The 12,112-nt window shown below is 32.7% G+C and carries 9 protein-coding genes and 1 other RNA gene; 5 read left to right on the top strand and 5 right to left on the bottom strand.

Annotated elements, in window-relative coordinates; translation table 11 throughout:
• Positions 1-14: 14 nt before the first annotated feature.
• Positions 15-112: signal recognition particle sRNA small type (gene ffs / locus DB891_RS10505), an RNA gene on the bottom strand.
• 88 nt (positions 113-200) lie between these two features.
• Between ffs and DB891_RS10500 the strand changes: the two genes are divergently transcribed.
• On the top strand, positions 201-1,250 hold the full coding sequence (locus DB891_RS10500; RefSeq protein ID WP_116763283.1) for a glutaminyl-peptide cyclotransferase: 1,050 nt from the start codon (positions 201-203) through the stop codon (positions 1,248-1,250).
• A 90-nt stretch (positions 1,251-1,340) separates the two neighbouring features.
• Positions 1,341-2,576, top strand: a complete 1,236-nt coding sequence (hutI, locus tag DB891_RS10495; protein ID WP_116763281.1) for an imidazolonepropionase — start codon at positions 1,341-1,343, stop codon at positions 2,574-2,576.
• Positions 2,577-2,835: 259 nt separating this feature from the next.
• Here the strand turns inward: hutI and DB891_RS10490 are convergent, their stop codons facing one another.
• The gene (locus DB891_RS10490; protein WP_116763279.1) at positions 2,836-3,711 is read right to left on the bottom strand and encodes a hypothetical protein; all 876 of its coding nucleotides are present in this window, start codon (positions 3,709-3,711) and stop codon (positions 2,836-2,838) included.
• Between the two features lie 85 nt (positions 3,712-3,796).
• Here DB891_RS10490 and DB891_RS10485 point away from each other — a divergent pair, with 85 nt between their 5' ends.
• Positions 3,797-4,834, top strand: a complete 1,038-nt coding sequence (locus DB891_RS10485) for a formimidoylglutamase (RefSeq protein ID WP_116763327.1) — start codon at positions 3,797-3,799, stop codon at positions 4,832-4,834.
• A gap of 114 nt (positions 4,835-4,948) precedes the next feature.
• A complete protein-coding gene (locus tag DB891_RS10480; RefSeq protein WP_116763277.1) occupies positions 4,949-6,199 on the top strand; it encodes a DEAD/DEAH box helicase in 1,251 nt (416 codons plus the stop codon).
• A gap of 91 nt (positions 6,200-6,290) precedes the next feature.
• Here the strand turns inward: DB891_RS10480 and DB891_RS10475 are convergent, their stop codons facing one another.
• From DB891_RS10475 to aroC, 3 genes are all read right to left on the bottom strand, one after another.
• Positions 6,291-8,498: a response regulator gene (locus DB891_RS10475; protein WP_116763275.1), complete on the bottom strand. Its 2,208-nt coding sequence runs from the start codon at positions 8,496-8,498 to the stop codon at positions 6,291-6,293.
• A gap of 175 nt (positions 8,499-8,673) precedes the next feature.
• Positions 8,674-9,954, bottom strand: a complete 1,281-nt coding sequence (locus DB891_RS10470; RefSeq protein ID WP_116763273.1) for a dicarboxylate/amino acid:cation symporter — start codon at positions 9,952-9,954, stop codon at positions 8,674-8,676.
• Between the two features lie 63 nt (positions 9,955-10,017).
• Complete coding sequence (gene aroC, locus DB891_RS10465) at positions 10,018-11,079, bottom strand: chorismate synthase (protein ID WP_116763271.1); 1,062 nt, start codon at positions 11,077-11,079, stop codon at positions 10,018-10,020.
• A 482-nt stretch (positions 11,080-11,561) separates the two neighbouring features.
• Here aroC and DB891_RS10460 point away from each other — a divergent pair, with 482 nt between their 5' ends.
• Positions 11,562-12,062, top strand: coding sequence for a hypothetical protein (locus DB891_RS10460; protein WP_116763269.1), 501 nt, complete (start codon positions 11,562-11,564; stop codon positions 12,060-12,062).
• Positions 12,063-12,112 lie beyond the last annotated feature (50 nt).

Here is a 12,112-nt window from a genome sequence, read left to right as displayed (position 1 = left end):
TATAATTTAAAAAAAAATGGCAAGCGACCTACATCGCACCGCTCAACCACGTACCCTTGCTATGTTCCCATCCTGGGGGAGTCTGCAGGAGCTGGTCGTGTAGGACTTGCCGGTGCAAATATACAATCTTTTTATATCTTTGCAAGAGCTTTGCACCTTAAAATTATCGTTGTATATTGGCTTTTTAAAATATTAAAACTATGAAAAATTATAACTTCCTATTTATCATTTTATTAGGAATCACTTTAGTAAATTGTGAAGCAACAAAAAAAGGTGAAAATTCTATATTTACCTTCGATAATTCTAATTTTAAGTCACAATACCTGCCCGAAGACGTCCTTTCTTTGGGTGTTTTGAACCCAAATTCTAAAACAATTGACAGTATTATCTATTATGTAAACGATAAAAAAGTAGGTTCGACAAAAGGTTTAGAGCAACTTAAATTTGAATTGAAAGAACAAAAACTGGGCTACCAATACCTAAAAGCTTTAGTTTATTTTGGCGGAGAAAACTCAGAAGCAACGGCAAGAGTCGAATTAGTTTCGAATGTGCAACCCAAATTATTAAAATATAAAATTGTAAATACTTTTCCGCACGACACAAATTCTTTTACAGAAGGATTAGAATTCTATAAAGACACTTTATATGAAAGTACCGGACAAAAAGGGAGTTCTTATTTTAGAAAATACGATTATAAAACAGGTAAGATTTACAAACAAATTGATTTGGATTCCAAGTACTTTGGAGAAGGAATCACCTTTATAAATGGCAAACTATACCAATTGACCTGGGAAGAAAAAACAGGCTTTATATATAATGCTAAAACTTTGAAACTAGAAAAATCATTTACTTATGACAAAGATATTGAAGGTTGGGGAATGACCAATGATGGTACCTACATTTATCAAACAGACGGAACAGAGAAGATTTGGAAAGTAGATCCCAAAACCCTAAAAATGATTGACAATATCAATGTGTATTCCGGAAGTTCGAAAATTAAGGCTGTAAATGAACTGGAATGGATTAATGGTAAAATCTATACTAATGTTTTCCAAAAAGATGCCATTGCAGTGGTAAACCCAAATAACGGAGCTGTGGAAGGAATTTTGGACATGTCTGGTTTGCGTAAATTCCTAAAAGTAACCCCAGAAGATGTATTAAACGGAATTGCTTACAACCCAAAGACAAAAACCATATTTATTACTGGTAAAAATTGGGATAAAATGTTTGAAATAACTGTTTCTGAATAAATAAAAAATAAAATCGCCATGATTCAAATAACATAAATACATGAAGAATGGCGATACCATGTTCCTATAAAAAACAAATATTAGCTTCGCATGACAACACTAATCGTTAACATAAAAGAACTACTACAAGTTAGAGAAGCTTCTGTTTTAAAAGTTTCAGGCGCCGAGATGGCAGTACTACCAACACTAAAAAACGCCTATTTATTGATCAAAGATGATTTGATTGCTGGTTTTGGGTCTATGGATGATTTGCCTAAAATTGCTGTAGATACAACTATCGATGCCACCGGAAAAATAGTTTTGCCTTCTTGGTGCGACAGTCATACTCACATCGTTTATGCAGGCAATCGCGAGCAAGAGTTTGTGGATCGCATTAACGGAATGACCTATGAAGAAATAGCCAATCGTGGTGGTGGGATCTTAAATTCAGCCAAAAAACTCAACGAAACCTCGGAAGAAGAAATCTACAATCAATCTAAAGCGCGTCTCGAAGAAGTAATGTATTTAGGTACTGGAGCCGTCGAAATTAAGTCGGGCTATGGTCTAACAATTGATGGAGAACTCAAAATGCTTCGTGTTATCCAGCAATTATCAAAAAACTACCCTATCACCATAAAAGCAACTTTTCTGGGAGCACACGCCTTTCCACTTGCTTTCAAAGACAATAAAAAAGGATACATTGATTGTATTATCAACGAAATGCTTCCCGAAATTGCCAAAAATAAATTAGCCGATTTTATAGATGTATTTTGTGAAACAGGGTATTTCACTGTTGAAGAGACAGAGCAAATTATGGAAGCGGGGATTCAATTTGGCTTAAAACCAAAAATTCACGTCAATCAATTCAATTCTATTGGCGGAATTCAAGCAGGAGTAAAATACAATGCGCTTTCGGTAGACCATCTCGAAATAATGAAACCGGAAGATATTGAAGCCTTAAAAAACACAGAAACCATGCCAGTGGCTTTACCATCCTGTTCTTATTTTTTGAGTATTCCCTACACTCCAGCTCGAGAGATGATTGCTGCAGGTCTTCCTTTGGCACTTGCAACCGATTACAATCCAGGTTCTACTCCATCCGGGAATATGAATTTTGTCGTGGCTACCGCTTGCATCAAAATGAAAATGACTCCTGAAGAAGCCATAAATGCAGCAACTATAAACGGTGCTTATGCAATGGGTATTTCTAGTACCCATGGAAGTATTACAATAGGAAAAAAAGCAAACCTAATCATTACAAAATCGATTCCCTCTTATTATCAATTGCCTTATGCATTTGGCAGTAATTTAATTGACAGTGTAATGTTAGATGGGAAAATATATTAAAAAAACACAGTAACTAATCAGTCAGTATTAACAAAAGGCAACACGAGTTAATGTCCGAGTATAAATAGGTTCAAATAATGTTTTTACAATAAAGAATTAAACAATTAGTGCTAATTAGTGAAATTCGTGTTTTATTTCATTAAAAAATCAATTTCATATTATAGGTTCTGAATAGTTCAAAAAAACTTAATCATTTGAATTAAAGCAAAAAAAAGCGATACTCAATTGAATATCGCTCTTTTTTTATTATAGTAGCTTACTATTTCAAAGAGAAATTTGTTGAAGACACCAATTGATCTTTATCAAACACATTTACGGTATACATTCCTTTTGCAAAGTCTTTACCCGCTAAATCCTGAGAAACTTGAACTGTTTTGTTTTCATATTTCACACTGGAAATAAAACTGTACATTAATTCCTTAGACCCAAAAGTAATCGTTTTAGCATCGCCCAAAACATTATTTTTACTATCAATCACTTGTACGTAATAATCTTTATCACCAGATTTTGCTATGGAATTTTCAGCAATGGTAAAGCTTATTTTAAGAACATTAGCTCTACTTGCTTTATCTGTTGCAATTTCTTTTCCTGAGCTTTTTAATTTATAAGCAGCAGTTTGCAAGTTTAAAACAGATAATTTAGATCCTTTTTCAACTGTTTTAGCTAGATCTTCATTTTGTCCCACTAACACTTCATTGAATTTTTTGGATTCTCCCAAAACAACAACCGTACTGTCACGTTGAATGGTCAAAGTTGTATTTTGTTTTTTCAGACCTTCATTTTCAGCCATCAAAACTTTCATATTCCCTTGAAGAGTTTGTATTTTATTTTTAAATTTAGATACATCTCCACTTGATTTTTTAAGTTCTTCCATCAAACTTACCACTTTATCTCTTTCCTGAATTAATTCCTCAGACATCGATGTGTTTTCTGCAATTGCTGCGTCATATGTAGCCTTTAAGTCTTGTAAATCTTTCATTACAGACTCTTTTTCAGAACTGGTTTTTGTCATTTCAGTATGTACCGATTCGACTTCCGAAGACATTTTAAAAATATAAACTAAACTTCCTACTAATAAAATAGCTAAAACAGCTATAACAGCTTTTAGACTTGAATTGCTTTTTTGATTTTCCATGTTAAAATATTATTGTTTAAACAAATTTAATAATATATATAACGCAAGTATGTACAATTATATTATTTTTGGGAAATATATTTTTATGGAAAAACTTATCACATTCAGTATTAACGATCTAGCCAAAATCACAAACCACAGAAGTGGGGAAATAAAATTTGGCGAAAAAATGCTTACAATCCCTAAGGATACAGATCCTGTAACCTTCATGAAATCAAGCGACGCTAAATTTGTTTTGTTTGGTATTCCTGAAGACATTGGGGTAAGAGCCAATTTTGGGAGACCAGGAGCGGCATCTGCATGGGAAAGTGCTATAAAAAGCATCGCTAATATTCAGCACAATCGTTTTTCTAAAGGCAATCAAATTATCGTTTTAGGTCAACTAGACGTTAGTCAGGAAATGAAAGAAGTCGAAAATCTAGATTTTAATGACGTAGATGATCGTTCGAAATTAAGTCAATTGGTTGTCAAAATTGATAAAGAAGTCTCCCATATTATATGTAAAATTGTTCAATCCGGAAAAATCCCTATCGTAATAGGTGGAGGTCACAATAATGCCTACGGAAATATCAAAGGATCTGCACTAGCCAAAGGAAAAGCCATAAACGCCATAAATTTTGATGCCCATTCTGATTTTAGGATTCTTGAAGGTCGTCACAGTGGAAATGGTTTCTCGTATGCTTATGAAGAAGGTTTTTTGAAAAAATATTTCATTTTCGGATTACATGAAAATTACACTTCCAAAAGTGTTCTGGATATTATAAAGAAAATTGAAGACCGAGTTCGATACAACACTTACGATAGTGTAAACATCAGAAAAGAAAAAGATTTTAACCAAGAAATGGTTAATGCTTTGGAATTTATTAAAAATGATAGTTACGGAATAGAAATTGATTTGGATGCCATACCAAATATTGCCAGTAGTGCCATGACTTTAAGTGGTTTTTCTATTGAAGAACTTCGTCAATTTGTTTCTTATTTTGCAAAAAACAAAAATGCAACCTATCTGCATATTTGTGAGGGAGCACCCGATTTGGGCGAAGAAAAAAACAACCATTTGATTGGAAAACTTATAGGTTATTTAGTAACCGATTTCATGAAAGCAAACCAACAAATTATTTAACAGTTTAAACGCTTAATCGGTTAAAAAAACAACCGATTAAGCAAATCGATAAATAACACTATCTTTGCAAACTTATCTATGTACATAATACAAGATATTTAATACCCAAAATTTATGTTATTCGAAGATTTATCACTCTCAAAAAGTATACAAAGAGCCGTATATGAAGAAGGCTACACCACTGCAACTCCTATTCAAGAGCAATCTATTCCACTAGTATTAGCCGGAAAAGATTTAATAGGTTGTGCACAAACCGGAACAGGAAAAACGGCAGCTTTTGCTATTCCAATCATACATCAATTACACCGAATAGTCGGTTCAACAAAAAAAGCAAAGGTAATTCGTGCGCTCGTAGTAACCCCAACCAGAGAATTAGCAGTTCAAATTGGACAAAGTTTTGACACTTATGGAAAATACACTAATTTGACACAACTGACTCTTTTTGGAGGAGTTTCTCAAAATCCACAAGTAGATGCACTTAAAAATGGTGTTGATATCCTAATTGCGACACCAGGAAGACTTCTTGACTTGCACAAACAAGGATTTATTGATTTAGACCATTTGCATACTTTAGTTCTTGATGAAGCTGATCAAATGCTTGATATGGGATTTGTAAATGATGTAAAAAAAATCGTAAAGCTTACCCCGAAAAACAGACAAACGCTTTTCTTTTCTGCTACTATGCCAATTGCTATTAGAGAATTGGCCGAAATGTTCCTTACAGATCCAGAAACAGTAACCGTTTCTCCTGTATCATCAACCGCAGAAAATGTGGAACAACGTGTCTATTTTGTTGATAAAACCGAAAAAAGAAACTTGCTATATCATTTGATCAAAAATGATAATCTATCTAACGTACTTGTTTTTTCAAGAACAAAGCACGGAGCAGATAATGTGGTAAAAGCATTGAGGAAAAATAATATCGCAGCCGAAGCCATACACGGTGACAAATCACAAAATGCGAGACAACGAGTACTAGACGCTTTTAAGAACAAAGAAATTGGTGTACTGGTAGCTACAGATATTGCTGCTAGAGGGATTGATATTGACCAATTGCCTTTTGTGATCAATTTTGATTTACCAAATATCCCTGAAACTTATGTTCATAGAATAGGTAGAACTGGTCGTGCAGGAAATGGCGGAATTGCAATTTCATTTTGTAGCAAAGATGAACACGATTATTGGAAAGACATTCAAAAATTAATAAAAGTAAATGTTCAAACCATAAGTGATCATCCTTATCCATGGCACTCAGGAAGCCCAGGAGCAGCCCCAGCCGCTCAAAAAAACTCAAACAGAAGCGGTGGAGCTCATAAATCAAGAAAATCCGATGCCTCAAAACAAAACAAAAAACGTTGGTATTAAGTCATTTTTTGTTTCATTTAAAATGTAAAAAAAACACTTTTTAAACTTGAGTTAAAAAGTGTTTTTTTTATCAACTAAAAAAGCGTCGTTATCAGACCATGCTTTTTGTTTTCTGTATAAGTCGGTTTATAATTTTAAATAATTGTACCGGATCAAAAGGCTTTACAATAATATCGTTCATTCCTGCAGCAATTGCTTCATCAGTAATTTCATTTTTTTCAAAAGCGGTTAATGCAATTATAGGCGTTTCGATACCGTTTTGTCTAATTCTTCTTGAAGTTTCAAAACCATTTATCAATGGCATATTTATATCCATCAAAATAATATCAAATTCTTCTATATCTAAAATCGCTAAAGCTGCATACCCATCATCTACAACGCTACAGGAATAATTATTCCTTTCCAGTATCTTTTTTGTAATGACTTGGTTTATATGATTATCTTCAACAACGAGTACATTGAATACCTGACCAGAAGTTAGATCTATCTGGATATCGTTGATAATTTCGATTGTTTTAACCAAATCGTATTCAAAATCAATCGCGAAGATAAAAGTAGCCCCTTTACCCAGTTCGCTTTCTACAGCAATATCACTTCCAAACAATTCTAATAACCTTTTAACAATAGATAATCCAAGACCTGTACCTTGATAATCTATTTCTTTTCTACCAACTTGAACAAATTTATCAAAAATTTTATCCTTGTCAGCTGAAGAAATACCTATGCCGTTATCTTTTATTCTAAATTCAAGAGTATGTATATTACCCTGTACTTTTACTTGTTTTGCTATAATCTGAACCTCTCCATTTTTTGTGAATTTCAATGCATTACTGACTAAATTCATGAGAATTTGAGCAAACCTTAATTTATCACCAATTAAGCTATCTGGAATTAAGGGATCAATGTCTATAACTATTTTATTATTATGTTTTTGAGCAAAAAAAGAAAGTGAATTTTTGATCATGTTTATTTCATCTGAAATACTGAAAGTTAAATTATCCAAAACAATTTTATTCTCCTCTATTTTATTAATTTGAAGAATGTCATTTACTAATGACAGTAAATACCTAGCCGAAAATTTTAAGGAATTTAAATGGGGACTTGAAGCAAGCTCTTTATGTTCTTCAAGAAGTAGATCAGTAATTCCCACCACTCCATATAAAGGAGTTCTAAGTTCATGGCTTATAGTTGATACAAATTGTGTTTTAAGAAGAGATAACTCTTCGGCTTTTTTATTTGAAATAATCAACTCCTCATTGGCATTCATTAAATCTAAATTTGACTTTATTCTGTATTTATTATTTTTAATTAAAGAATTAAGAAAAAGCAACAATACGAACAACACAATAATAAAAAGCAATACTATTATTCTCGATTTTTTTAAACTTTTATATTGTACATCTTTTTCGTGTTCTATTTTATCTATGGTTCTTTTGTATTCATCCAATTCAAAATTAATCCCTTCTACATTCGCTTTTTCTAATTTTTCTTCGGCATAAATTTCTTCATTTAGTTTAGTGTAATGATCTAGATTTTCATAAGCTCTTTTATATTCTTTCTGTTTTAGTAAAAACTTAGAATATTCCAAATGTGAAAAAGACAAATCTGACTTATTCTTTTGGTCTAACCCTAACTTAATCGCCTCTTCAAAAGAACCTTCAGCCTTGTCTTTTTCATTTTTATAGCTATAATACATGCCATTGAGCATTTTAAGGACTACAACGATAGAACTATCCGAATGTTTATCATGATACTTATTTAAAAATTCTAAATTATTCTCGCCCTCTTCAAAACGACCAACATCAAAATAAGCCCATGTGATATTTAGATTAGTTAATACCATCTGAGAAGAATCGGAAATTTTTTCACTGTACTCTAATGCCTTTTTATAAAATTTAATTCCTTTTTCGTATTTCTTTTTTTCAAAGCAATACATATTGCCCAAATTATTATTTATTCGTTGCTTTATTTTGTCATTATTAGTAAAATTAGCTACGATCAAGGCTTTGTTATAATAAAATATAGCTTTATCAAATTCCGCTAATGCGTTATAATTTGCCGCAATATTATTATAATTTTCAGAAGTGAGTTCGTTATTTTTTATTGATATTGCTTTACGCAATGCAATTCTTGAAATCAATAAAGATTTTTCAAAATTTCCGGACTCGCGTAATTTTGTTGCGCTATGAATTAATTTATCAATCTCTTTTTTAGTTGACAATTGGGTTTGTCCTATTAAAGTATAACCTAAGAAATTAAGCAATAAAGCAATCAGTATGACTATTCTTGTGAAGGGCATAAATAGCGAATGTTTTTTCAAATATACACTTAAAAATAAAAATTAAAAGCTTTTATTTTAAGTATTTTACAGAAAATACATTGGTAATTTATGAAAAAAGGAATTTATGCATAAAAAAAACAGTTACTCTAAAATAGCGTAACTGTTTTTTTTAAATCTTTTTAAACTTATTTTTTTATTCAACGACTAAATTTTCTTTTTCATCTTCCCATTTTCCAACTACCGAAGTCGCTAATGCATTCCCCAAAACATTTGTTGCGCTTCTAAACATATCACAAAAATGGTCAATTGGCAAAATCAATGCTATTCCTTCAATCGGTATATCAAACATACCACAGGTAGCGGCAACAACTACCAAACTTGCTCTAGGTACTCCCGCTATACCTTTACTGGTAAGCATTAAAACAAAAAGCATCGTAAACTGGGTTGGATAATCTAAATGTATCCCATAAGCTTGAGCAATAAAAATACCTGCAAAAGTCATGTACATCATACTTCCGTCCAGATTGAATGAATACCCCAATGGCAACATAAAAGAAACAATCTTATCTTTTACTCCAAAACGCTCTAACTCTTCTGTAAGTTTTGGAAAAACTGCCTCAGAGCTGGTCGTTCCAAAAGCAATAATCAATGGACTCACGATATGTTGCAATAATGTTTTCATTCTTTTGCCCAGAAAAAGATATCCTACAAGAATCAATATTACCCAAAGCGTACTGATTCCCACTAAAAATGAACCAAAGAATTTAAAATATGTTATTGCCAGTTCTTGGAAATCCCTTACCGCAAATACACCTGCAATAGCTCCAAACACACCGATTGGCGCAAATTTCATTACAAAATTCACCATTTTTAAAACGATATGGGATGTTTTATCTAAAAAACTAATTACTGGTTTCACATGATCTCCTATTGATGCAGCCGCTAAACCGAAGAATATAGAAAAGATAACAATCTGCAAAATTTCATTAGTAGCCATCGCTTCAAAAATACTCTTTGGCACAATGTGCTCTATAAAATTTTCAAAAGATAAACTTTGAGTTTTGGCTGTTACATCCGTTGCAGTCGCTAAATCAACATTTGATAAATTTAATCCAACTCCTGGTTCCAATAAATTTACATAAAACATTCCGATCAATAACGAAATGAAAGAAGCCGTAAAAAACCAACCTAAAGCTTTCCCTCCAATTCTACCAACCGCTTTTATATCTCCTAATTTTGCAATTCCAACTACCAAAGTGGTAAATACTAACGGAGAAATAATCATTTGAACTAATCGAATGAAAATAGTCGCTAACATTTTTATTTTGGCGCTAAATTCTAAAGCTCCTTCTGCCGAAACAGTATTGTGAATAGTTACACCTAAAACTGCTCCTAAGAGCATGGCAATTAAAATCTGACCTGTAAGGCCTTTAAAAAATGATGGTTTTGTGTTTGTGGTCGTAGTTGCGGTCATTAAATTAATTTAAAGATTAAATCTCAATATTTAGCTCGTCAAAATATTGTGTATGGGGTTCAACTATAGATACGTTTTGTTTAAAAGATAAAAATCAGCTAAAACAATAGCTGCCATAGCTTCAACAATTGGAACTGCACGAGGTACAACGCATGGATCATGGCGCCCCTTTCCAGTCATTTCAGTAATATTTCCTTTATTGTCTAATGATTCTTGCTTTTGCATAATGGTAGCTACTGGTTTGAAAGCCACTCGGAAATAGATATCCATTCCGTTGCTTATTCCTCCTTGTATCCCTCCTGAAAGATTGGTTCGTGTGGTTCCATCAGGATTGTATAAATCATTATGCTCACTTCCTTTCATTTTAGAACCACAAAATCCGCTTCCAAATTCAAAGCCTTTCACGGCATTGATCGATAACATTGCTTTTCCTAATTCCGCATGTAGTTTATCAAACACCGGTTCTCCCAAACCAATTGGTACATTTTGAATCACACAAGTAACGGTACCTCCCACCGTATCTCCTTGCTTACGGATTTCACGAATGTACTCTTCCATAATCACTGCCGATGCTGAATCTGGGCAACGAACAGGATTGCTCTCTGTTTTTGAAAAGTCTAGTTCTTGGTATGGTTTTTCTAAAAATATTGGTCCAACCGAAGAAACATAGGCATTTATTTTAATTTCCGGTAACATTTGCTTTGCAATAGCACCCGCCACAACTCTGCTGGCTGTTTCACGTGCAGAACTTCTTCCGCCTCCACGATAATCGCGCACACCGTATTTTTTTTCATACACATAATCGGCATGACTTGGTCTGTAATTATCTTTTATATGGGAATAATCGTCTGACTTTTGATTGGTGTTTGGAATGATAAAACCTATTGGTGTTCCTGTCGTTTTACCTTCAAAAATTCCAGATAAAAATTGAACGTCATCTGGTTCTTTTCTTTGGGTTACTATCGCAGACTGACCTGGCTTTCTTCTGGACATTTCAAATTGAATGGCATCCAAATCCAGTTGAATTCCAGAGGGACAACCATCAATGATTCCGCCTAATGCTTCGCCATGTGATTCTCCAAAAGTGGTTACTCTATATAGTGTTCCGTAGTTATTTCCTGCCATTGCTTTTAATTTTAGGCAAATGTAAGTTTTAAGGAGTAAACAAAAAACAATAAATTAGTAATATTTTACAATTTTTATCAATCTATTGGCTTTTTAAAAGACAAGATAATCAATGGTTTTAATTTTATCATTCTATCAACATTGCAGAAAAATTAAAACAATATAAGTCACCTAAGCCCATTTAAGCATGATCCTAATAAAAATCAAATCTGTTATTCTTTACTTATGCATACTTAATGTTTATTCTCAAATGATAACTATTTAGTAGATACTATCCCGATAGCTATCGAAACTAAGACATAAAGTAAAAGCAAAGTAGGATATTTTAATAGGCTTTAAAATTATTGAAGTAAAAACATCAGGACAAATATTCGAGTTTTATCTGATAAAAATCTGAATATCAATCGTTTTATTTTCTTATATTTACATTAAAACATACTCTGGCAATACTACATTTCATTAACTAACAAATATTCTCCGATATGAAAAAGATTAGCTTCAGTTTATTTCTGTTAATAGGATTAATATTTTCAATTCAAGCTCAAGAAAGTATTTCAAAGAACGCAATTGGAATACGATTTGGAAATCATTATGGTTTAGAAGTAGAGATAACCTACCAAAGGATGTTATCCCCAAAAAACCGTCTTGAAATGAATGGCGGTTGGAGCAGTAATGACAATACCGAAGCCTTTAAACTAATTGGAATTTATCAATGGTATTGGAATCTTGAAAAGGGATTATATTGGTATACAGGAGGTGGTGGTGGATTTGGCACTTGGAATACAGATGATAATTATAATAATGAATATGCAGATGACGCCGGTATTTTTATTGTCGTTACTGGAGATATTGGAATTGAATATCATTTTAAAGATGTCCCTATTCAGCTCTCTATTGATGGAAGACCCGGATATGTTTTTAATAATTACGAAAAAAATGATTTTGGTTTTAATGCAGGTTTAGGAGTACGATACAAATTCTAAAAAAAATTCCATCTCGCTACTTACGTTTGAGATGGATTTTTTATATGCTT

Origin of the sequence: Flavobacterium laiguense (assembly GCF_003097655.1) — a bacterium.
Lineage (GTDB): Bacteria > Bacteroidota > Bacteroidia > Flavobacteriales > Flavobacteriaceae > Flavobacterium > Flavobacterium laiguense.
The sequence above is the reverse complement of the archived record's forward strand: the minus strand, read 5'-3'. Positions and strand labels throughout refer to the sequence as shown.